The organism is Pseudomonas entomophila, assembly GCF_029478665.1.
In the GTDB taxonomy this organism is placed as follows: Bacteria; Pseudomonadota; Gammaproteobacteria; order Pseudomonadales; family Pseudomonadaceae; genus Aquipseudomonas; species Aquipseudomonas entomophila_F.
Genome location: NZ_JARPQB010000006.1, coordinates 1 through 22,163, shown reverse-complemented (window position 1 = coordinate 22,163; position 22,163 = coordinate 1). Strand labels below are relative to the sequence as shown.

Genomic DNA, 22,163 nt, shown 5'->3' with positions numbered 1-22,163 from the left:
CCTCTCAGAGATCGCCGAAGAAGCGCTTCACACCCTCGAACCAGCCACTGGCCTTGGGCGAATGGGAGCTGTCGCCCTCGAGCGAGTCGCGCAGCTCTTCGAGCAGCTCACGCTGGCGACGGCTGAGGTTGACCGGGGTTTCCACCGCCACGCGGCACAGCAGGTCGCCCGCCGCACCACCGCGCACCGGCGCAACGCCCTTGCCACGCAGGCGGAACTGCTTGCCGGTCTGGGTGCCTTCGGGGATTTTCAGCTTCACCCGGCCATCGAGGGTCGGCACTTCCAGCTCGCCACCCAGGGCGGCGTCGGTGTAGCTGATCGGCACTTCGCAGTACAGGTGCTTGCCGTCGCGCTGGAAGATATCGTGCTCGCGCACGTTGATGACCACATAGAGGTCGCCGGTCGGGCCACCGTGGGTGCCCGCCTCGCCCTCGCCGGACAGGCGGATGCGGTCACCGGTGTCGACACCGGCCGGCACCTTGACCGACAGGGTCTTGTACTCTTCGACACGGCCTTCGCCATGGCACGAAGTGCATGGGTCGGTGATGATCTTGCCCTGGCCATGGCAACGCGGGCAGGTCTGCTGCACAGCGAAGAAGCCCTGCTGCATGCGCACCTGGCCGATACCGCCGCAGGTCGGGCAGGTCGACGGGGTCGAGCCCTTCTTCGCGCCAGAACCGTCGCACGGCTTGCAGTTGACCAGCGTGGGGACGCGGATGCTGACCGTGGTGCCACGCACCGCTTCTTCGAGATTCAGCTCGAGGGTGTAGCGCAGGTCGCTGCCGCGCTGGGCGCCGCCGCTGCGCGAACCGCCACGGCCACCGCCGAAGAAATCGCTGAAGACATCACCGAAGATGTCGGAGAAGTTGGCGCCACCGAAGCCGGCACCGCCGCCACCCATGCTCGGGTCGACACCGGCATGGCCGTACTGGTCGTAGGCCGCGCGCTTGCTGGCATCGGACAACACTTCGTAGGCCTCGTTGGCCTCCTTGAATTTGTCTTCCGATTCCTTGTCGCCCGGGTTGCGGTCCGGGTGGAACTTCATCGCCAGACGGCGGTAGGCCTTCTTGAGGTCGCCTTCGCTGGCGCCGCGCTCGACACCCAGGACCTCATAAAAATCACGCTTTGCCATAGGTCATATGCACTCTTGGGGGCGTTCGGCATACCTCTGCGCATCTGTGCGCCATGCCGCCAGCACCTGCCGCCATACGCGAATGCGCCCAGACAGATGCTGTAAATAATTCTCGTGTTCCAGACACGCCAACGCGGGAGCAAGCCCCCGCGCGGCGACATCCTACCAGTTCACCGCCAAACGGCGATGAACTGGCCGACAACATGCAACGCTTACTTCTTGTCGTCGGCTTTGACTTCTTCGAACTCGGCGTCAACCACGTCATCGTGCTTGGCTTCCGGCTCGGCCTGCTGCTGGGCGCCGCCCTGAGCCTGCTCGCCTTGCTCGGCATACATCTTCTGGGCTACCGGAGCCGAAACCTTGGACAGCTCTTCGACCTTGGCGTCGATGGCAGCCTTGTCGTCGCCCTTGACGGCGGCTTCCAGGGCAACCACGGCCGCTTCGATGGCGGTTTTCTCTTCAGCGGTGACCTTGTCACCGGCGTCAGCGACCATCTTGCGGGTCGAGTGGACCAGCGCGTCACCCTGGTTGCGGGCAGCGGCCAGCTCTTCGAACTTGCGGTCTTCCTCGGCGTTGGCCTCGGCGTCACGCACCATGCGCTCGACTTCTTCGTCGGACAGGCCGGAGTTGGCCTTGATCACGATCGACTGAGCCTTGCCGGTGGCCTTGTCTTTCGCGCCGACGTGCAGGATGCCGTTGGCGTCGATGTCGAAGGTCACTTCGATTTGCGGCACGCCACGCGGTGCTGGCGGAATATCGGCCAGGTCGAACTTGCCCAGCGACTTGTTCTGCGCAGCTTGCTTGCGCTCGCCCTGCAGCACGTGGATAGTCACGGCGCCCTGGTTGTCGTCGGCGGTCGAGAACACCTGCGACTTCTTGGTCGGGATGGTGGTGTTCTTCTCGATCAGCGCGGTCATCACGCCGCCCATGGTTTCAATACCCAGGGTCAGCGGGCTGACGTCGAGCAGCAGCACGTCCTTCACGTCACCGGCCAGAACGGCGCCCTGGATCGCGGCGCCCATGGCGACGGCTTCGTCCGGGTTGACGTCCTTGCGCGCTTCCTTGCCGAAGAAATCGGCAACGGTTTTCTGCACCAGCGGCATGCGGGTCTGGCCGCCGACCAGGATCACGTCATCGATCTTGCTTACATCAATACCCGAGTCCTTCAGGGCGATGCGGCAAGGCTCGATGGTGCGCTGGATCAGGTCTTCCACCAGCGACTCCAGCTTGGCGCGGGAGATCTTCACGTTCAGGTGCTTCGGACCGGTCGCGTCTGCAGTGATGTACGGCAGGTTGACGTCGGTCGACTGGGCGGACGACAGCTCGATCTTGGCCTTTTCCGCAGCCTCTTTCAGGCGCTGCAGGGCCAGCGGGTCGTTGCGCAGGTCCATGCCGGACTCTTTCTTGAACTCGTCGACGAGGTAGTCGATCAGGCGCATGTCGAAGTCTTCACCACCCAGGAAGGTGTCACCGTTGGTGGCCAGCACTTCGAACTGGTGCTCGCCGTCGACTTCGGCGATCTCGATCACCGAAACGTCGAAGGTACCGCCACCCAGGTCATAGACGATCACGGTGTGGTCGCCCTTGGCCTTGTCCATGCCATAGGCCAGTGCGGCTGCGGTCGGCTCGTTGATGATCCGCTTGACTTCAAGGCCCGCGATGCGGCCGGCGTCCTTGGTAGCCTGGCGCTGGCTGTCGTTGAAGTAGGCCGGAACGGTGATGACCGCCTCGGTCACTGGCTCGCCGAGGTAGTCTTCGGCGGTTTTCTTCATCTTCTTCAGGATTTCAGCGGAAATCTGTGGCGGCGCCATCTTCTGGTCGTTCACTTCGACCCAGGCGTCGTTGTTGTCCGCCTTGACGATCTTGTAAGGGACCATCTTGATGTCTTTCTGAACCACTTCCTCTTCGAAACGGCGGCCGATCAGGCGCTTGACCGCGAACAGGGTGTTCTTCGGGTTGGTGACCGCCTGGCGCTTGGCCGACTGGCCGACCAGGATTTCACCGTCGTTGGCGTAGGCGATGATCGAAGGGGTGGTACGCGCGCCTTCGGCGTTCTCGATAACCTTGGCGGTGCCGTTTTCCAGCACGGAGACGCAGGAGTTGGTGGTCCCCAGGTCGATACCGATGATTTTACCCATGTTTACTCTCCCGAAACTTGAATTAGGTGGCAGCGGCTACATTGGCCAACTGCGGTAATATTTGAATGCTTGACACCTAGATGGGGATGCCCCGGCGGATTTCAAGCCTTCTCATCGATAGAAGGTTGCGCCGGTGCCGGCGCCTTGCTGACCACCACCATGGCGGGGCGCAGCAGACGGCCGTTGAGCAGGTAGCCCTTCTGGAACACGTTGACCACGGTGTTCGGCTCGACCTTGTCGCTTTCCTGCATGGCCATGGCCTGGTGGTGCTCGGCGTTGAACGGCTCGCCGTGCGGCTCGAGGGCCTCCAGGTTGTAGCGCTTGAGGGTGTCGTGGAACATCTTCAGGGTCAGCTCGATGCCTTCGCGCATCGGCTTGATGGTGTCGTCATCGGCGTTGGACAGTTCCAGGCCACGCTCCAGGCTGTCGATGATCGGCAGCAGGTCGCCGGCGAACTTCTCCAGGGCGAACTTGTGGGCCTTCTCGACGTCCTGCTCGGCACGGCGGCGGATATTCTGCAGGTCGGCGGCGGCGCGCAGGGACTGGTCCTTGGCGGCGGCCAGCTGCTCCTCGAGCTCCTGGACGCGGGCATCGACATTCGTTGCGCCGGTTTCTTCGGAATTCAGGTTCTTCTCATCCAGCTGTTCGTCAGCCATTAGGTTTCTCCTCCGCAATTTCTGTTGTACGAGCCAGGCTCGCCATGTCTTGCCGGCTATATGGGGCCGGAAAAACCAGGTTCAAGGGGCGAGGCGCTTTTCGACATTCATCGGCGGCTATTGGCAGAGCCGCGAAAAGCACTGTATAAATATCCAGACATGACCCCTCGGGAGCCGCCCCATGCTGGTGCACCTGTCCATTCACAACTACGCCATCGTCGAACACCTCGACCTCGAACTCGCCCGCGGCATGTCCGTGATCACTGGCGAAACCGGGGCCGGCAAGTCGATCATGCTCGACGCCCTCGGCCTGGCCCTGGGCGATCGCGCCGACAGCGGCGTGGTGCGCCCGGGCGCGGACAAGGCCGACATCCTCGCCACCTTCGACCTGGTCGACATCCCCGAAGCCCACGACTGGCTCGTGGAGCGCGACCTGGAAAACGACGGCCCGTGCATCCTGCGCCGGGTGATCACTGCCGAAGGCCGCAGCCGTGGCTACATCAACGGCACGCCCTGCCCGCTGGGCGACCTGAAGGCGCTGGGCGAACTGCTGATCGATATCCACAGCCAGCATGAGCACCAGTCGCTGCTGAAAACCGACACCCACCGCCGCCTGGTGGATGAGTACGCCGGCGCCACTGATCTCGCACGCCAGGTACAGCTGGCCGCCAAGCGCTGGAACCAGACCCGCCTTGAACTGGAGCGGCTGAGCAATTCAGGGGACGAGCAGCGCGCGCGTCACCAGTTGCTCAGCTATCAGCTCGAAGAGCTGGACAACCTGGGGCTGGGCGAGCACGAACTGGAGCAGCTGGAGCAGGAGCACAAGAACCTGACCAATGCCGAGGCGCTGTTCGGCATCTGCCGCCAGGTCATCGACCAGTGCAGCGAAAGCGATTCGGGCAACGTACTGAACGCCCTGACCGTCAGCCTCAGCCGGCTCACCGCCGTCAGCAACGCCCCCAAGGCGCTGGGCGAGGCGGTCAACCTGATCGCCAGCGCGCAGATCCAGGTGGAGGAAGCGGTCGGCGAACTCAATCGCTTCCTCGACCATTTCGACGCCGATCCCATGCGCCTTCAGGTTCTGGAAGAGCGGCTCGACACCATCTACACCCTCGCCCGCAAACATCGCGTGCACCCCACCGAGCTGCCGCACCTGCAACAGCGTCTGATGGAAGAGCTGGAGGGCCTGAACGCCAGCGACGAGTCGATCGAACGCCTGGGCGAAGAGCTGGCAGCCTACGCCCATCACTATAAAGAGAAGGCTTGCGAGCTCAGCGCCCTGCGCCAGCAGGCCGCGAAACAACTGGCCACTGCCGTCGAGCAGGAGATCCAGCGCCTGGGGATGCCGGGCGGGCGCTTCTGCATCGCGCTCACGCCCTTCGACAACGGCGAGCTTTCACCCCATGGCCTGGAGCAGATCGAGCTGCTGGTCAGCGCCAACCCCGGCCAACCACTCAAAGGGCTGGCCAAGGTCGCGTCGGGCGGCGAGCTGTCGCGCATCAGCCTGGCGATCCAGGTAATCACCGCGCAGACCTCGCGCATCCCGACGCTGGTGTTCGACGAAGTGGACGTAGGCATTGGTGGCCCCACAGCAGAGATCGTCGGCCAGCTGCTGCGCCGGCTGGGTGACCGCGGCCAGGTGCTGACCGTGACTCACCTACCCCAAGTCGCAGCGCAGGGGCACCATCACTTGTTCGTGCACAAGGTGCGCAACAGCGACACCACCCACACCGCCGTCGCCAGCCTGGGCAAGCGCGAGCGGGTCGAGGAGGTGGCGCGGATGCTTGGCGGGATCGACCTGACCAAGGAATCACTGGCCCATGCGCGCAAGATGGTGGTGAGCGGCAAGGCTTGAGACCTGTTCGCCTGTAGGAGCGGCTTTAGCCGCGATGCCGGCGACGCGGTGCCTGGCACCCGCTTTGCGGGTGATCGCGGCTGAAGCCGCTCCTACGGGGGGCTGCAGTTTTCCCCCGAAAGCACAAAGGCGACCCTAGGGTCGCCTTTGCTGTTGATAACGATCGAAATCGTTACTTCTTCTTACGCACATAGAGGACCAGATTGTGGTCCACCAGCTCGTAGCCGTGCTCGGCCACGATTTCTTTCTGACGGCGTTCGATTTCAGCATCCATGAATTCGATGACCTCACTGGTCTCCACGTTGACCATGTGGTCGTGGTGGCCGCCGTCGGCCAGCTCGAACACCGCGTGGCCGCCGTCGAAGTTGTGGCGAACCACCAGACCCGCCGCTTCGAACTGGGTCAGTACGCGATACACGGTCGCCAGACCGACATCCTCGCCAGCTTCCATCAGTGCCTTGTAGACATCCTCGGCACTCATGTGACGCTGCTCGGTGGAGTCGAGCATCTGAAGGATCTTGACTCGAGGCAGGGTTACCTTGAGGCCCGCTTTGCGCAATTCGCTATTTTCAACCATGGTCAGCTTTCTCGCCGATGCTGCTTCGCAGCTTCTCTTAATACGGGTATGATCGGGGTTTACGTTGTCCAGCCAAGATAGTGGAAGTCGCCCACCGATGCAAAACAACACCAAGCTCTTGCTAACCAGTTTCACTCTCGTGGGACTGCTCGCACTCGCCGGTTGCTCGTTTCCCGGGGTTTACAAAATCGACATCCAGCAGGGCAATGTCGTCACGCAGGACATGATAGACCAATTGCGCCCCGGAATGACCCGTCGGCAAGTAAGGTTTATCATGGGCAACCCGCTGATCCAGGACACCTTCCACACCAATCGCTGGGACTATCTCTATAGCCTGCAGCCTGGTGGCGGCCAGCGTCAGCAAGAGCGCATGAGCATCTTCTTCAACGAAAGCGACCAACTGGTCAGCCTGTCCGGCGACTTCATGCCGGGCGTGAGCCGCGACCAGGAGATCCTCGGCGGCAGCGGCGACACCACGGTAAGCCCAAACAAGCAACCAAGCCAGCCGCAGGAAAAACCGGCCAAGCCAGGTTCGCTGGAAGACACCCTGCAGAAAGAGATCGACACCATCGAGACCACCCCGGTCCCGACGCCAGCACCGCTGGAAACCTCTCCGCAATAATTGCGGCGACAAAAAAAGCCCGGACTGGATCCGGGCTTTTTATTGCCTGCTTGGTAGGCCAGGGGCACTCAACGTTCGCGTGCCGCCTTGGCTTTAGCCGCTCGCCGAGCCGAAACGGCCGGCACCTCGCACGCCAGCAGCCACTGATGCTCAAGCGTGGCTCAGACAACCTCGATGCGCAGCGAAGTGTCAGCCATAGCGTTGCTTGGCGCGCTGGCAGAAGGCATCGACCATGGTATTGGCCGCCTGGTTGAACAACGGCCCCAGGGTGGCACGCACCAAAGCCCCAGCGTAATCGAACGACAAGTCGAGGCTGATCTTGCAGGCCTTGTCGCCCAGCGGCTTGAACACCCACACCCCATGCAGCTGGGTGAACGGCCCTTCCTCCAGGTTCATCTCGATCGACTGCCCCGGCACCAGCACATTGCTAGTGACAAATTGCTGGCTCATCCCACCCTTGGCCACTTCGAGCCTGGCGCGCATGTGCGTGTCGCTGGCCTCGAGCACCGTCGAGGCGGAGCACCAGGGCAGGAACTCCGGGTAGCTGGCCACATCGTTGACCAGGTCGTAGAGCGCCTGGGCAGGGTATGGCAGCAGGGCGGAGCGTTGAATATGGGTAGTCATCCAGGCGTCACTTCCAATCTGGGCGGTGGCGCGTTGCAGCGCCTCGAATACGGTTCTGCGCGGCAGAACGAGGCCTGTATTGTCCGGGATTCACACAACTGGCTCAAGCGCACCTAAACCCCGTAGCCGAGGACGCGGACTCTCCCTATAATGCCGCCCCTATGGCTAAGCAAAAGAAACATCCGACCGGGACCATCGCGCAGAACAAGAAGGCGCGACACGATTACTTCATCGAACACAAGTTCGAGGCCGGGCTGGTCCTGTCCGGCTGGGAAGTAAAGAGCCTGCGGGCCGGCAAGGCGCACCTGACCGACAGCTACGTGCTGCTCAAGGATGGCGAAGCCTGGCTGTTCGGCAGCCACATCACCCCGCTGACCACCGCCAGCACCCACGTCATCGCCGACCCCATCCGCACCCGCAAGCTGCTGCTGAACAAGCGCGAGCTGGAGCGCCTGGAAGCGGCCGTGGCGCAGAAGGGCTACACCTGCGTGGCGATGTCGCTGTACTGGAGCAAGCACCTGATCAAGTGCGAGATCGCACTGGGCAAGGGCAAGAAGGAGTTCGACAAGCGCGACACCGTGCGCGAGCGCGACTCCAACCGCGAGCTGCAGCGCACCATGCGCAACAAGGGCAAGGAAGAGTAAGCAGCCCTTCGCATTGCGGCGCCTGCATCGCGGATGAATCCGCTCCTACAGGTTCCACACCCCTGTAGGAGCGGATTCATCCGCGATAAGCCACGACGCTCAACGCCCGCTGCGCCGCTCCGCTCGCGCCACCCGCTGAGCCTGCTGCTGCGCTTCTTCCAGCACCTCTTGCACATACAGAATGTGCCGGCTGGAAACCTCCCGCGCATCCTCCGCGCGCCCTTCGACGATCGCCTGGTACAACTCGCGATGCTGGCTGATCAGCATGTCGCGCGTTTCGCTGCGCTGCTGGTACATGCCGCCGATATTGGTCACCACGTTGCGCTTGAGCAGGTCGAACAACCCACGGATGGTATGCAGCAACACGGCATTGTGACTGGCCTCGGCAATGGCCAGGTGGAAACGCGCATCGGCCGCGCCCTCCTCTGCCCGGTCGACTTCGCCGACACGGTTGTAGCAGTCCTGCAGCGCATCGAACGCGATCTTCAATCGCTCGCGATCAGGCTCGGTGGCCCGCTGGGCCGCGTAGTAGGCGCATGACGCCTCCAATGTGTGGCGGAACTCCAGCAGGTCGCGCTGGGCCTCCGGATTGCGCTCCAGCAACTGCAACAACGGGTCGCTGAAGGTGGAACCCAAGGCTTCGGCCACGTAGTTGCCACCGCCCTGGCGACTGACCAGCAGCCCCTTGGCCACCAGCTTCTGGATCGCCTCGCGCAGCGACGGGCGAGACACGCCGAACTGCTCGGCCAGGACACGCTCAGCGGGCAGGCGCTGCCCCGACGTCAACGTGCCTTCGAGAATCATCCCTTCCAACCGATCGACGATGTCGTCGGACAGGCGCCGCTGGCGGACCTGATCAAAAACCATTGCTTGCTCTCCACATGCCCCGGCACCGATTTCGGGGGCGCTTATTCTGCGCTTATCCGCAGCGGGGCGACAGATGTTCCGCCACGCAGGGGCCGCGTTGCGGCCCGTTCGCGGCACGAGGCCGCTCCTACACCGGCCAAAACGGCCGTAGAAAAACCCGAATGCGTCGCCACTGCGACCCCACTCATCCAAACGGCCGCTCATCGGCGCTCGACCAAAGTTTTGTGTAGGACAAATTGACACAGCCATGACCGGGCTCTTAACCTAGCGCCCAGCCATTGTAAATTGGTCTTACCAATTATCCAATGCCAGTGCCTTGACCAACAACAATTAGGGGCCACCCCATATGCAAACCTGGCAACAACTCTATACCCCGCTTGGTAGCCTTGGCCTGTCCGCGCTGGCGGCGGTCATCCCCATCGTGTTCTTCTTCCTCGCCCTCGCCGTGTTCCGCCTCAAAGGCCACGTCGCCGGCAGCATCACCCTCGCGCTGTCGATCCTGGTGGCGATCTTCGCCTTCCAGATGCCGGTCGACATGGCCCTGGCCGCCGCGGGTTATGGCTTCCTCTACGGCCTGTGGCCGATTGCCTGGATCATCGTCGCCGCGGTGTTCCTCTACAAACTCACGGTCAAGAGCGGCCAGTTCGAAGTGATCCGCAGCTCGGTGCTGTCGATCACCGACGACCAGCGCCTGCAAGTGCTGCTGATCGGCTTCTGCTTCGGTGCCTTCCTCGAAGGCGCGGCCGGCTTCGGCGCCCCAGTGGCCATCACCGCCGCGCTGCTGGTGGGCCTGGGCTTCAACCCGCTGTACGCCGCCGGCCTGTGCCTGATCGCCAACACCGCGCCGGTGGCCTTCGGCGCCCTGGGCATCCCGATCATCGTCGCAGGGCAAGTGACCGGCATCGACGCCTTCCACATCGGCGCCATGACCGGCCGCCAGCTGCCGCTGCTGTCGCTGTTCGTGCCGTTCTGGCTGGTGTTCATGATGGACGGCCTGCGCGGCGTGAAAGAGACCTGGCCCGCCGCCCTGGTCGCAGGCGCAAGCTTCGCCGTCACCCAGTACTTCACCTCGAACTTCATCGGCCCGGAGCTGCCGGACATCACCTCGGCCCTGGCCAGCCTGATCGCCCTGACCCTGTTCCTGAAAGTCTGGCAGCCCAAGCGCTCGTTCGCCGAAGCCAAGGGCAGCGTCGGCGCCGCCGTGGTCAGCAGCGGTGGCAGCCAGCCTTCGCCATACAGCCTGGGCGAGATCTTCAAGGCCTGGTCGCCGTTCCTGATCCTGACCGTGCTGGTCACGATCTGGACGCTGAAGCCGTTCAAGGCGGCCTTCGCCCCGGGCGGCGCGATGTACAACTTCGTGTTCAACTTCGCCATCCCGCACCTCGACCAACTGGTGATCAAGACCGCGCCGATCGTCACCGCGCCGACCGCCATGCCGGCGGTGTTCAAGCTCGACCCGATCTCCGCCACCGGCACCGCGATCTTCCTCTCCGCACTGGTGTCGATGTGGGTGCTGAAGATCAACGTCAAAACTGGTCTGACCACTTTCAAAGAGACCTTCTGGGAGCTGCGCTGGCCGATCCTGTCGATCGGCATGGTGCTGGCCTTCGCCTTCGTCACCAACTACTCGGGCATGTCCTCGACCCTGGCCCTGGTACTGGCCGGCACCGGCGCCGCGTTCCCGTTCTTCTCGCCATTCCTAGGTTGGCTGGGCGTATTCCTGACCGGTTCCGACACCTCGTCCAATGCCCTGTTCAGCTCGCTGCAGGCCACCACCGCGCACCAGATCGGGGTCAACGACACCCTGCTGGTGGCGGCCAACACCAGCGGCGGCGTGACCGGCAAGATGATCTCGCCACAGTCGATCGCCGTGGCCTGCGCCGCCACCGGCCTGGTGGGCAAGGAATCCGACCTGTTCCGCTTCACCGTCAAGCACAGCCTGTTCTTCGCCACCATCGTCGGCCTGATCACCCTGATCCAGGCCTACTGGCTGACCGGCATGCTGGTTCATCACTAAAGTGAAGGGGCCGGGCGCCCTGGCGCCCGGCATCTCCCCCAACCCACGCTGCGAGAATCCATGATCATTTCCGCCTCCACCGACTATCGCGCCGCGGCCCAACGCAAGCTGCCCCCCTTCCTGTTCCACTACGCCGACGGCGGCGCCTACGCCGAGCACACCCTGCGCCACAACGTTTCCGACCTGGCCAGCATCGCCCTGCGTCAGCGCGTGCTGAAGAACATGTCGGACCTGAGCCTTAAGACCCGTCTGTTCGACGAAACCCTGAGCATGCCCGTGGCCCTGGCCCCGGTCGGCCTCACCGGCATGTACGCCCGCCGTGGCGAAGTGCAGGCGGCGCGCGCGGCGGCGGCCCATGGCATCCCATTCACGATGTCGACGGTGTCGGTGTGCCCGATCGAGGAAGTGGCCCCGGCCATCGACCGGCCGATGTGGTTCCAGCTGTATGTACTGAAGGACCGCGGCTTCATGCGCAACGCCCTGGAGCGGGCGAAAGCGGCCGGCGTGAAGACCCTGGTGTTCACCGTCGACATGCCCGTGCCCGGCGCCCGCTACCGCGACGCCCACTCCGGCATGAGCGGCCCGAACGCGCCGCTGCGCCGCGTGTGGCAGGCCATGACCCACCCGCAGTGGGCACTGGATGTCGGCCTGCTCGGCCGCCCGCATGATCTGGGCAACATCTCCAAGTACCGTGGCAACCCCACGGGCCTGGCCGACTACATCGGCTGGCTGGGCAACAATTTCGACCCGTCCATCTCCTGGAAAGACCTGGAGTGGATCCGCGAATTCTGGGACGGCCCGATGATCATCAAGGGCATCCTCGACGCCGACGACGCCCGCGACGCAGTCAAGTTCGGTGCCGACGGCATCGTCGTCTCCAACCACGGCGGCCGCCAGCTCGACGGCGTGCTGTCCAGCGCCCGCGCCCTGCCGGCGATCGCCGACGCGGTGAAGGGCGACATCAAGATCCTCGCCGACTCCGGCATCCGCAGCGGCCTCGACGTGGTGCGCATGATCGCCCTGGGCGCCGACACCGTGCTGATCGGCCGCGCCTTCCTCTATGCCCTGGCCACCCACGGCGAGGCCGGGGTGAAGAACCTGCTGGAGCTGTTCGAGAAAGAAATGCGCGTGGCCATGGTGCTGACCGGCGCCAAGTCCATCAGCGAGATCACCCGCGACTCGCTGGTCCGCGAACTGGGCGCCTGAACGCGCCCGCCAACGCCTGATTGCCCGGGGCACGCCGCGCACGAGACGCCGCGGCCCCGCGAGGAGACTGCATGAGCCTGCCCGCCGCGTTCCTGCGTGATGCCGAGCGCCTGATCCCCGCCGAACGCCGCTTCGACGACCCGACCTCGACCCTGGCCTTTGGCACCGACGCCAGCTTCTACCGACTGATCCCCAAGCTGGTGGTGCGCGTGGAGTCCGAAGACGAAGTGGTCGCGCTGCTGAAGCTGGCCCAGCGCGAGCGCGTGCCGGTGACCTTCCGCGCCGCCGGCACCAGCCTGTCGGGCCAGGCCATCAGCGACTCGGTGCTGATCGTGCTCGGTGATAACTGGAACGGCCGGGAGATTCGCGGCCAGGGCACGCAGATCCGCCTGCAACCCGGCGTGATCGGCGCCCAGGCCAACGCCTGGCTCGCCCCCTTCGGGCGCAAGATCGGCCCGGACCCGGCCTCGATCAACGCCTGCAAGATCGGCGGCATCGTCGCCAACAACGCCAGCGGCATGTGCTGCGGCACCGCGCAGAACACCTACCACACCCTCGCTGGCCTGCGCCTGGTGCTGGTCGACGGCACCCGCCTGGACAGCGAAGACCCGGCCAGCGTCGCCGCGTTCGAGCAAAGCCATGCCGGCCTGCTGGACGAACTGGCCCGCCTGGGTCGCGAGACCCGCGCCAACCTTGAGCTGGCCGACCGCATCCGGCACAAGTACCGACTGAAGAACACCACCGGTCTGTCGCTCAACGCGCTGGTGGACTACGACCAGCCGCTCGACATCCTGCAACATCTGTTGGTTGGTTCCGAAGGCACCCTCGGTTTCATCAGCGCCGTCACTTACGACACCGTGCCCGACCACCCGCACAAGGCCAGTGCGCTGCTGGTGTTCCCCAGCGTGGAAAGCTGCTGCCGGGCGGTGACCCTGCTCAAGCCGCAGCCGGTGTCCGCCGTGGAGCTGCTCGACCGCCGCAGCCTGCGCTCGGTGCAGGACATGCCTGGCATGCCGGCGTGGGTGAAAGGCCTCTCGGCCAACGCCTGCGCCCTGCTGATCGAATCCCGCGCCGCCAGCCAGAGCCTGCTGCACGAACAGCTCGACCAGGTGATGGCGTCCATCGCCGAGTTCCCGCTGGAGCAGAACGTCGCCTTCAGCGAAGACCCGACGGTGTACAACCAGCTGTGGAAAATCCGCAAGGACACCTTCCCCGCCGTCGGCGCCGTGCGCCAGACCGGCACCACGGTGATCATCGAAGACGTGACCTTCCCCGTCGAGCAACTGGCCGAGGGCGTCAACCGCCTGATCCAGCTGTTCGACAAACACCGCTACGACGAGGCGATCATTTTCGGCCACGCCCTGGAGGGCAACCTGCATTTCGTGTTCACCCAAGGCTTCAACAGCGCTGAAGAAGTGGCGCGCTACCAAGCCTTCATGGACGACGTGGCGCAACTGGTGGCGGTGGAGTTCGGCGGCTCGCTCAAGGCCGAGCACGGCACCGGGCGCAACATGGCGCCCTTCGTCGAGCTGGAGTGGGGCAAGGACGCCTACCAGCTGATGTGGCAGCTCAAGCGCCTGCTCGACCCCAACGGCATCCTCAACCCAGACGTGGTGCTGAGCAGCGACCCGGACATCCACCTGAAAAACCTCAAGCCGCTGCCGGCCGCCGACGAGATCGTCGACAAGTGCATCGAGTGCGGCTTCTGCGAGCCGGTGTGCCCATCGAAAGGGCTGACCCTCAGCCCCCGCCAGCGCATCGTCATGTGGCGCGACATCCAGGCGAAGAAACGCGCCGGCGCCGACACCCGCGAGCTGCTGCGCACCTACCAGTACCAGGGCCTCGACACCTGCGCCGCCACCGGCCTGTGCGCCCAGCGCTGCCCGGTGGGCATCAACACCGGCGAGCTGGTGAAGAAGCTGCGCGGCCAGGCGGCCGAGCATGGCAAGGCCGCCGACTGGCTGGCCGAGCATTTCCACGCCACCCTGCGCGGCGCCCGCTTCACCCTGGCCGCCGCCAACGGCGCGCGCAAGCTGCTCGGCGCCCCACGCATGAGCCGCCTGAGCGCCAGCCTGAGCAAAGCCAGCAAAGGCCGCCTGCCGCAGTGGACGCCCGCCATGCCGCAGCCGCTGCGCGCCATCGAATTCAGCGCACCGAGCCACGATGCCCGCCCCCGCGTGGTCTACCTGGCCGCCTGCGTATCGCGGGTGATGGGCCCGGCCTACGCCGACCGCGAGCAAAGCTCGCTGCTGGACAAGACCCGCGCCCTGCTGGAGAAGGCCGGCTACCAGGTGGTGTTCCCGGACAACCCCGACAGCCTGTGCTGCGGCCAGCCGTTCGCCTCCAAGGGCTACCCCGAGCAGGCCGAGCACAAGCGCCAGGAGCTGATCACCGCGCTGCTGCACGCCAGCCGCGGCGGCCTCGACCCGATCTACTGCGACACCAGCCCCTGCACCCTGCGCCTGGTGCAGGACCTGGGCGAAACCCGGCTGGACCTGTACGACCCGGTGCGTTTCATCCGCACCCACCTGGTCGACAAACTGGAGTTCACCCCCCAGGACGAGCCGGTGGCGGTGCACGTGACCTGCAGCACCCAGCACCTGGGCGAGAGCCAGGCGCTGATCGACCTGGCGCGGCGTTGCAGCAAGCAGGTGGTGATCCCCGAAGGCATTCACTGCTGTGGCTTTGCCGGGGACAAAGGCTTCACCACCCCGGAGCTCAACGCCCACTCGCTGCGCACCCTCAAGGACGCGGTGCAGTATTGCAGCGAAGGGATCTCCACCAGCCGCACCTGCGAGATCGGCTTGTCGAGCCATAGCGGCATCGACTATCACGGCCTCGTGTACCTCGTAGACCGCGTGACAAGGGCCCGCGCGATCTGAAATCACCCGGGCCAGCGCCTACAGGTACGGTGCCGATACCAAGCCCGGCACGGTCCCTGTAGGAGCGGATTTATCCGCGAACACCGGCAAAGCCGGTGCCATCCCCCGCAGTGCCGGCTTCACGGGCAAACCCGCTCCCAAAGCCTTGCGAACTGCCCCCTCGTAGGCGCCGGCCTTGCCGGCGAACCACCCTCAAGCCGTACGACATTTCCGAACCTGCAACCAAATGCTTCAAACCAAACCAGCTTGGGACCTATCCTACGCACCTGTCGGAAGCCGCCGCGTTGCCGGGGAAATACCCCAAGGATAACGTCACTCCGTCGCCACATTTGGTGACCGGGCGTGAGAACCCGAGGTGTTAGGAGTTCGGCAATCCTGTTATGGCAGCCGTGCATGGGCAGACTTCGGTCTGGCCGAGTTCCTCCTGCGCCTCGGTTTCTCACCCCGTGCAAGGCTGCCACCCTTCGTCCCGTGAGAAAGGCACGGCTGGCAGCATTCATTCAATGCGCCGGAGTGTTCACCATGAAAAAGCTCGTCCCAGACCCACCCCACATCGCGTCCTACCTCACCATCTCCCCCACCCTAACCCGCGAAGACGCCATGGCCGCCGCCGTCGAGGTCGCCACCGCCATTTCCGATGTACTCGACGTCTACTTCAAGACCGAACCCGGCGCCTACCGCGACCGCCTGTTCACCGCCAGCGACTACCTCGGCCAGCTCGCCTGCGCGCTGCTCGAACACAAGCCAGGAGTGCAACCATGACCGTCACTCCCGGTAAGACCCGCTGCATGGACATGTTCAGCGTGCAACCCGACATCCCGTTCGCAGATGCCTTCAGCGAGTTGTCGGTACTGCTTGGCTGCATCCGCCACCTGACCTGCGAAGCCGAAATGGAAGGCGACCTGCTCGCCGGCAGTTCAGCGCGCATCCTTAGCGCCATGGCCAAGGCCCTGATCGACGACATGGAGCTAGCCCTGGAAAAGTCCCCTCACTAAGCCCCACCGCCACCTCCTGTAGGAGCGGCCTTGTGCCGCGAAAGGGCCGCCAAGCGGCCCCGGCGATCTTTGCTCAACACTGAAACCCGGGGGCCGCTACGCGCCCCTTTCGCGGCACAAGGCCGCCCCTACAGGCCAGCGTGCTTCACAACTCCGATGGAACCCCCGCCAACACCGCACAGTCCACCAATCAGGCCCACCCTCCAGAGGCCTAACGAGGAGACCCCCATGAAAGGCACTGCGCTATCCGCCCTGTTCGCGGCCGCAACCCTGCTGGCCTCGCCCGTCTTCGCCGCCGACGACCTGTGCGCCATGAACCTGCAGAAGATCGACGACGCCATGGCCACCGCCGGCGCCACCTCCGAAGGCCTGGACAAGGCCCTCACCGAGCACGTGGACAAAGCCAAGGCCGCCCAGGCCTCCGGCGACACCAAGGAATGCATCGCCATCACCAGCAAAGTGCTCGAGCGCCTGGAGAAAACCGAGAAAGGCGGCAACGGCACCTGAAACGGCGCACCTGTCGACGCAGCGCGCGCAAAGGCGTATACTCCGCCTCACGTGCCGAAAGGTACGGTCAGCTAGAGCTGAGTGTGGGGCCGATTAGGATTCGACGCCGGTAGCGAAACTCTAGGTGCATGCCGAGTTGGTAACAGAACTCGTAAATCCACTGTTGCAACTTTCTATAGTTGCCAATGACGACCAATACGGTGCTGCTCTCGCTGCTTAACTGCAGCTGACATGCACTCCTGGTACCTTCGGGTCCAGCAATCATCAGGGGATGCCTGTAAACCCGAAATGATTGTCATACAGAACAGGATCGTCGTGCAGCACGTTGGGGGCGAAGCGACTAAAACTTACCCAACTCATCCAAAGCACCCTGCCCGTCGGGCGGCTGCGGATTAAATCAGTAGACACGGCTAAGCATGTAGTACCGACAGCGGAGTACTGGCGGACGGGGGTTCAAATCCCCCCGGCTCCACCAAATCCAAAGAAGAAGACGCCCTCGGGCGTCTTTTTTTGTGCCTAGGATCCGGTCATAGCACGTTTCACGCAGGCATATAGAAGTAAGTCAACGGTACCAACCGCTTCGTCTCCGGATCGGTGGCTGGGTAATGCGCCATCAGCGTCCGAGCCAGCTCATCCAGTGTCCACATCGTCAGATGCACATTGGCTCGCTCCCCCTCATACAACGCCTCCTTCGTGAATCCGCCAGTACTCACGTACAGTCCTCGATCATCCTTGTGCCTGCCGCCGAGAAAGCTACGGATCTCGTTACTTCCCATACGGGCATTCCGGTGCTTGACCTCCACAACGATGCGCGGAGGCTCAAATCCGAAACCATCGGGTGAAGCAATAATGTCTTTGCCGCGATCAGCACCGGCCGGAGACACCAGTGTCTTGTAGCCCATTGCTCGTAAAATTCCGGCCACCAGCTCCTGCATCTCAGCCCAATCCAGGCTGTTGATTTGGTCTTTGATCCGCTCAAACGCAATTTCCTGAACCCCCTTCAACGGGTCTTCCAGAACCTCGGAATCTTCAATCAAGTCTTTCGGTGGTGTGGAGATGTTTTTTCCAGTAGCAAGGGCAAGTAGCTCTTTCTGAGCATCCTCAGAAACTTTAAATACGGTTAGCGTGGACCCCAGGCTATTTCTGCTGGCGCCTGTTAGCTTGTCGCGATCGACCTCCTGCGTGTACCACTCAACAGGTCGGGTCAAAGACATACCATCATCTGCCAGATCGGGGCGGAGCAGGCACGCTCCAGTGAAGCGACCTACCAGGTAGGTCCGGTTTGCAGGGGAATAGGTAACAACCGTATCGCCAATGTTGATTTCGTTAACGAAACGGAAGACCTGCGACGCCCCCGCTACGGCACTCGCGTCCTTTATTCCTGGTTGAAGGTCTTTATAGGCTTGGATCAATGCCTTCCTGGAAACGCCGGGCTTGGCCTCAAGCGCTAGCTGAGCCCACCCAATGGCAGCAAGACTGCGATCCCTGAAATCGTCATAGAGACGGCCACCATCACCTCGAATCATCCACATCGCGGGCATGTTGATACTCATTGCTTTCACAGAATCGAGGCGAGACTGTAGCAATGCTGATCGCTTGTGTGAATGGAAAGCACGGCAGACAGAACTGAGAGCTACGAAGAGCATGCCTGCGTTCTCAAGAGCCCGAGAGGTATACAGAACTACTGGCTCACCAGCGGTATCCGACCTCATAGCCTCTGGGCTGATCAAGTACGCTGCTATACGCCTGCGGCGACAAATATTAGTGAACGCCAGACCGTTATATCGGTACCGTGGCTTTCTGGTTGCGTAGTCGGTTGTACACGCCCTGTTTTTTCTATCAGCCCCTCCCTGTGAGCCCGACGCATCACACCACCTAGGGCGCGCGCATCACCTGGTTTCTGAAGTCCAGTTGCCCATATATCGTCAGGCGTGAACTCTAACTGTCTCTCAGCGACCTGACGCACTGCGGCGTACGCTACTTCGGCCCATTCCTTATCCGCCATACAGCCTCCTAAAGTACTTCTCGAGAAATGATGTACTTGAATTGATAACTGATTGGACCCAGCCAAGTTTCCCCTTGCGCGCTGCTTGTGCTCTCTGTTGCTTGTGCTCTCTAAGGAGCTAGCCGCTGATTCAAGCTAGACAGAGGACTGACTCCATCACGGAGCATTAGAATTTTATCGGGTTCACTCATAAACCAAGCAAACGAGCCCCAAGCCAAGCCTGTGATGGTCTTCTTGTAGCCTGCTGACTCCCTATCTGCATACGCAGTGACAAACGCTACTTGCGAGCGTTTGAAGCCGCCTTTGTCCGTCAGATCGAACAGTGCCTTCTGGCGGCGCGCAGTGATCGCACCATCGGTGGCCACAACTTCGATAAATACGATCAGCGGGTTGCTCGGTCCGAGATCCACCAAGATTAGATCGGGTAGGTTCTTCTGTGCCTCGATGTCGAGTCCAATGGTGGAAGCCATGCGCAGGTCCTGCATGGCGACCTTGTTGCTCGACTCACTGAGCCAAAGCACGACCGGCTTCTCTAGGAAATGCTTGGCAAAAGCCTCAACGACTGCCCGAGATATCATTGAGCTGGGGCCATGAGAGAGTGCTCGCGTTTCACCGTTGGGGAAGTGAACAAGCACGCCTTCCTGATCGGCAGCGCCCATACGCATCAGCGAAATCCTCGCAAGCGCACCCTTGTTCAAATGCTCAGATTGCCACTCAAGAATAGCGCCTTCTAACTCTTTCCCCTGGAGCGCAGGGTCGAACAAGGCGGCCAGATCAGTCTTGATTGCGTAACGCGGCTTACCGGATGTAGTCGGCACATCCTTGTCTTCCATGACAGCACCAACTGCAACGAGACCTTCGCGGAGGGTCTCATCGCGAATGGGTTCACGAGTGTTGTCGGCGTACCAGCGCTTACCGGGAACCTCGTAAGACTTCTTGCGTAAGTTAGTCCTGTAGCAGAGGCGCTCCTCGTCGCTGTTATTCGCTGCCTGCACGTCAGTCATGCGATAGACATGCACAGGCCCCAGTCGAACGCTGGAGTGCTCAACGGCCCCGATATAAAGCATGGCAAATACAGTGCTTGCGGCTAATTCACGAGTGCAATAAATCCGATTTGGAGTTCCTTCCGGGAAGATTAGCAGGAGCCTCTCAGCGACCAACTCCCTTGGTACATAAGGTGGCAGCACTACATATCCCCTTCAAACAATCGATTGCATGCAGCCTCAATGGAGTCGCGATCGGCACCTTCGGAGACCAACTGGGCCAACTCCACGAGTTTCTCTGGACCAGGCAGCGGCAGCGACTCCAACTCATACGCAGAAACCGCGACAGAGCCACTTACGCAGCGGAACGCGCGATCTGCGGCTGCGCTATTGATAAATGCCCCCAGCACCTCGGCGCTAACCTGTGGTGTTTCGGTAATTGGTCGAATCATATTGATATGGTTCTCTATGACGACACCCCCATGCTTTTTCAGGAACTCAGCAGGCAATGCTGCGGCAATCAGGCGACGACTTTGTTCCTTGGCCGTTGTGCGTTGCAGTAAAACGCAAGGCTTAGTGGTCACCAGCCAGCTGTCTCCAGCATTCAGTTCGAAGTAGGGTGCGTGGTTCTTCTTGTCTGCACGGAACACAAAATGGCCATCGGCAGTGATTGCCTCAGCCCAAATTAGCGGCAAGCGTTTGCTGCTTGGGCGGTGTGCAAGCTGACTCTTGAAACGGTTCCAAACTAGAGGTCCGGTACTCACGCCATAGCCCCAGTCGGATAGACGATGGGGCATACGTGTCAGGAGCTCGACCAAAGCGCTTTGCGCGGTGGTACGGGGCAAGAGCCAAGGCAGGGATGGATCATTAGCTGGGAGGAGTATCTCGCCCGTCTTTTGGACTTCCAACCCCTCGCTAGAGGGAGCAATCTCGGCAACTGCAACTGGAGCGCTATCCCCGCCGCGACGATAGGTCGTCAGGGCCGTTTCTTGTAGCACATCATCAAAAACGCCCTTACGAGCAGTGACGAAGTCGATGGTCAGTGGCGGAGCTGAGCGCCCCAGCAAAGCTCGCAGGTTCTTAAAGTAGACACCGGCCAGGAACGAGGTCGGGGTGACGTAGGCTATCACGCCGCCTATCTTGGTGTGGCGGAGTGCCAAATCGGTGAACAGCCCATACAGATTGGCATGACCATACAGCGAGCGCTTGTAGCGCTCGCGAATCTCAGCATCGAGCTTGGCGCGGCCGTATGGAGGATTGCCAATCACAAGGTCAAAACGGTCTTTGGGTGGGTTACGGCGAAGCGAGTCGCAAACCGTAACCATGACGGGCAGCTTGCGCCCAGCCAGACGACTAATCGGCAATACCACGGCATCCAGGGTAACCTGGCTGAGCCATGCCCCAAAGGGATCAATCTCGTAGCCGCGCAAGCGGTTGCCGATGCTCTGCATTAGCAACTTCGGGCTGCAGTCCTTCTGCGCATCCATGATCCGCTGGGCGATAGGTGCCAGGAAAGCTCCTCCGCCGCAGGCCGGATCAAGTACGCGGCACTTCGCCCAGTCAACATTCACGGCCGTTACTTGGTCGAGCAAACGCTCAGTCAAGGCAGGGGGAGTGTAAAAAATTCCGAATTCCCCGCGATGTTCAGCTGGGAGCATACCGGTATAGGTAAGGCCAATCTGATAAGCGGCGGTCTCGGCATCAAATTTCGCGGCAGTGCGACCGATGGTTTCCGCGAGTGCGGCGGCGGCCTCTGGCAGGGGCTCGGTAGGAAACGGCTGGAGCGGAGAGCGCAATTCCTGGGGTACGATGTCGACGCTAGTCAGACCACACCACCAAGCCTCGATCAGACGAACACCGAACGCACGTGCCAGAGACAGTTGGTGATCTGCTGGAAAAGTGGTAGCCAGGGCGCGAGCCATGACTCTGGCGGAGGCAAGTGCCTGGCTCGAAGACTCAGCAGCCATTTGGTCTGCCTGTCGAGCCTGTTTTGTCTGTGCCGTGTGAGCCATAAATCCCCCTTTTTTCGCGGGCCGAGATTCTACAGGATTCGGCATCCTTCCGACCGCTTTTGCGCAATATTGCGCGATAAAGGGATACTCAACAATCGCAGGAGCGCCAGCTCTGCAACTGATTTACCGTCAAATCGAGCCAAACCATAGGAAATGCAGCGTCTTTGAGATGATGGCCAGACGGCCTGGTATGGATGCGGGTTCAAATCCCCTTCCCACCAAACCCAAAAAATACACTTGGTTAACCAAGTGCCTTTTTCATACACCTACGATTTGCCCTTGAGTCTGTGGCAGAGGCCTTCCCAGCAGCCCCCCAACCACCACCGCAAACACCAGCGCCATCCCCCCCGCAACCTGCAACACCGTCTCAAACCCACCCACAAAAGCCTGCTGCGCCAACGGCGCCACCACCCCACGCAACCCCGGACCAAGCACCCCCAA

The 22,163-nt window shown here is 62.3% G+C and carries 18 protein-coding genes, 1 other RNA gene and 1 pseudogene; 10 read left to right on the top strand and 10 right to left on the bottom strand.

Annotated features, from left to right (window positions below):
- Positions 1–4 precede the first annotated feature (4 nt).
- From dnaJ to grpE, 3 genes are all read right to left on the bottom strand, one after another.
- Positions 5–1,132, bottom strand: a complete 1,128-nt coding sequence (gene dnaJ / locus P5705_RS04530; protein WP_240064622.1) for a molecular chaperone DnaJ — start codon at positions 1,130–1,132, stop codon at positions 5–7.
- Positions 1,133–1,344: 212 nt separating this feature from the next.
- Entirely contained in the window at positions 1,345–3,270 is a 1,926-nt protein-coding gene (gene dnaK / locus P5705_RS04525; RefSeq protein ID WP_277459742.1) for a molecular chaperone DnaK, read from the bottom strand.
- 101 nt (positions 3,271–3,371) lie between these two features.
- Positions 3,372–3,926 carry a nucleotide exchange factor GrpE gene (grpE, locus tag P5705_RS04520; RefSeq protein ID WP_248918616.1) on the bottom strand — a complete coding sequence of 185 codons (555 nt, stop codon included), beginning with the start codon at positions 3,924–3,926 and terminating at the stop codon, positions 3,372–3,374.
- Positions 3,927–4,107: 181 nt separating this feature from the next.
- Between grpE and recN the strand changes: the two genes are divergently transcribed.
- Positions 4,108–5,781: a DNA repair protein RecN gene (gene recN / locus P5705_RS04515; RefSeq protein ID WP_277459741.1), complete on the top strand. Its 1,674-nt coding sequence runs from the start codon at positions 4,108–4,110 to the stop codon at positions 5,779–5,781.
- Positions 5,782–5,953: 172 nt separating this feature from the next.
- On the opposite strand, the gene fur is transcribed toward recN, so the two are convergent.
- A complete protein-coding gene (gene fur, locus P5705_RS04510; protein WP_008096237.1) occupies positions 5,954–6,358 on the bottom strand; it encodes a ferric iron uptake transcriptional regulator in 405 nt (134 codons plus the stop codon).
- 97 nt (positions 6,359–6,455) lie between these two features.
- Between fur and bamE the strand changes: the two genes are divergently transcribed.
- A complete protein-coding gene (bamE, locus tag P5705_RS04505) occupies positions 6,456–6,980 on the top strand; it encodes an outer membrane protein assembly factor BamE (RefSeq protein WP_213659517.1) in 525 nt (174 codons plus the stop codon).
- 189 nt (positions 6,981–7,169) lie between these two features.
- Here bamE and P5705_RS04500 read toward each other — a convergent pair whose 3' ends face one another.
- On the bottom strand, positions 7,170–7,604 hold the full coding sequence (locus P5705_RS04500; protein WP_277459740.1) for a type II toxin-antitoxin system RatA family toxin: 435 nt from the start codon (positions 7,602–7,604) through the stop codon (positions 7,170–7,172).
- A gap of 161 nt (positions 7,605–7,765) precedes the next feature.
- Between P5705_RS04500 and smpB the strand changes: the two genes are divergently transcribed.
- The gene (smpB, locus tag P5705_RS04495; RefSeq protein ID WP_011532120.1) at positions 7,766–8,248 is read left to right on the top strand and encodes an SsrA-binding protein SmpB; all 483 of its coding nucleotides are present in this window, start codon (positions 7,766–7,768) and stop codon (positions 8,246–8,248) included.
- A 99-nt stretch (positions 8,249–8,347) separates the two neighbouring features.
- On the opposite strand, the gene P5705_RS04490 is transcribed toward smpB, so the two are convergent.
- Positions 8,348–9,115, bottom strand: coding sequence for an FCD domain-containing protein (locus tag P5705_RS04490; RefSeq protein ID WP_277459739.1), 768 nt, complete (start codon positions 9,113–9,115; stop codon positions 8,348–8,350).
- A 346-nt stretch (positions 9,116–9,461) separates the two neighbouring features.
- Here P5705_RS04490 and P5705_RS04485 point away from each other — a divergent pair, with 346 nt between their 5' ends.
- From P5705_RS04485 to ssrA, 7 genes are all read left to right on the top strand, one after another.
- Positions 9,462–11,132 carry a lactate permease LctP family transporter gene (locus P5705_RS04485; protein ID WP_277459738.1) on the top strand — a complete coding sequence of 557 codons (1,671 nt, stop codon included), beginning with the start codon at positions 9,462–9,464 and terminating at the stop codon, positions 11,130–11,132.
- A gap of 60 nt (positions 11,133–11,192) precedes the next feature.
- Positions 11,193–12,338, top strand: a complete 1,146-nt coding sequence (lldD, locus tag P5705_RS04480) for an FMN-dependent L-lactate dehydrogenase LldD (RefSeq protein ID WP_277459737.1) — start codon at positions 11,193–11,195, stop codon at positions 12,336–12,338.
- 71 nt (positions 12,339–12,409) lie between these two features.
- The gene (locus P5705_RS04475; protein WP_277459736.1) at positions 12,410–15,220 is read left to right on the top strand and encodes an FAD-binding and (Fe-S)-binding domain-containing protein; all 2,811 of its coding nucleotides are present in this window, start codon (positions 12,410–12,412) and stop codon (positions 15,218–15,220) included.
- Positions 15,221–15,742: 522 nt separating this feature from the next.
- A complete protein-coding gene (locus P5705_RS04470; protein WP_277459735.1) occupies positions 15,743–15,982 on the top strand; it encodes a hypothetical protein in 240 nt (79 codons plus the stop codon).
- Positions 15,979–16,215: a DUF3077 domain-containing protein gene (locus P5705_RS04465; RefSeq protein ID WP_252090773.1), complete on the top strand. Its 237-nt coding sequence runs from the start codon at positions 15,979–15,981 to the stop codon at positions 16,213–16,215. Before P5705_RS04470 ends, P5705_RS04465 begins: the two co-directional genes overlap by 4 nt.
- Before the next feature lie 228 nt (positions 16,216–16,443).
- Positions 16,444–16,722, top strand: coding sequence for a hypothetical protein (locus P5705_RS04460; RefSeq protein ID WP_248918606.1), 279 nt, complete (start codon positions 16,444–16,446; stop codon positions 16,720–16,722).
- A gap of 85 nt (positions 16,723–16,807) precedes the next feature.
- Positions 16,808–17,197, top strand: a transfer-messenger RNA (tmRNA) gene (gene ssrA / locus P5705_RS04455).
- Between the two features lie 64 nt (positions 17,198–17,261).
- Here ssrA and P5705_RS04450 read toward each other — a convergent pair.
- From P5705_RS04450 to P5705_RS04435, 4 genes and pseudogenes are all read right to left on the bottom strand, one after another.
- Positions 17,262–18,263, bottom strand: coding sequence for a restriction endonuclease (locus tag P5705_RS04450; protein WP_277459792.1), 1,002 nt, complete (start codon positions 18,261–18,263; stop codon positions 17,262–17,264).
- Between the two features lie 574 nt (positions 18,264–18,837).
- On the bottom strand, positions 18,838–19,914 hold the full coding sequence (locus tag P5705_RS04445; protein ID WP_277459734.1) for a BsuBI/PstI family type II restriction endonuclease: 1,077 nt from the start codon (positions 19,912–19,914) through the stop codon (positions 18,838–18,840).
- The gene (locus P5705_RS04440) at positions 19,914–21,677 is read right to left on the bottom strand and encodes an HsdM family class I SAM-dependent methyltransferase (RefSeq protein ID WP_277459733.1); all 1,764 of its coding nucleotides are present in this window, start codon (positions 21,675–21,677) and stop codon (positions 19,914–19,916) included. The genes P5705_RS04445 and P5705_RS04440 overlap by 1 nt, the downstream gene beginning before the upstream one ends.
- Before the next feature lie 303 nt (positions 21,678–21,980).
- Positions 21,981–22,163 (bottom strand): annotated as a pseudogene (locus tag P5705_RS04435) (MFS transporter); the annotation flags it as partial.